Source organism: Salinisphaera sp. SWV1 (genome assembly GCF_052044155.1).
Taxonomy (GTDB): domain Bacteria; phylum Pseudomonadota; class Gammaproteobacteria; order Nevskiales; family Salinisphaeraceae; genus Salinisphaera.
The window spans coordinates 1-643 of sequence record NZ_JBQDYE010000132.1 but is presented as its reverse complement, the minus strand read 5'-3'; the positions used below and the strand labels follow the sequence as shown (position 1 = coordinate 643).

Sequence of the window (643 nt, the reverse complement as noted above, 5' to 3'; positions counted from 1 at the left end):
TAAACTTAGCCCAACCTTACTGGGGTACGCGCGTGTTCGTGAGATCCTCGATGTCTGCGGTTTCGGTTACATAGGCTTAAAAGAAGAGTCATTTGATCACGACCTCAAGCTGACGCAAGCGCTGGAAATGCTGGAACGCCTGATGGCACTGGCAAAAGAAAAATCACTCGGCTTTGGCGTAAAACTGACTAACACTCTCGGTACCATCAACAATAAAGGCGCACTGCCCGGTGAAGAGATGTATATGTCAGGCCGTGCGCTGTTCCCGCTCTCCATCAATGTTGCAGCAGTTCTCTCACGCGCCTTTGACGGCAAACTGACCATTTCTTATTCCGGTGGCGCCAGTCAGCTGACTATCCGCGATATTTTTGATACTGGTATTCGCCCTATCACGATGGCAACCGACCTGCTGAAACCTGGTGGCTATCTGCGCTTAAGTGCCTGCATGCGCGAGCTGGAAGGCTCCGACGCCTGGGGACTTGACCATGTTGACGTCGAACGACTGAACAGACTGGCAGCAGACGCGCTAACCATGGAATACACCCAGAAACACTGGAAGCCAGAAGAGCGTATTGAAGTGGCAGAAGACCTGCCGCTGACCGACTGCTACGTTGCCCCCTGTGTTACTGCCTGCGCTATCAAG

The 643-nt window shown here is 52.9% G+C and carries 1 pseudogene; it reads left to right on the top strand.

From position 1 onward, the window contains the following. Positions 1-643, top strand: a pseudogene (locus ACS8YF_RS19815) (putative selenate reductase subunit YgfK); the annotation flags it as partial.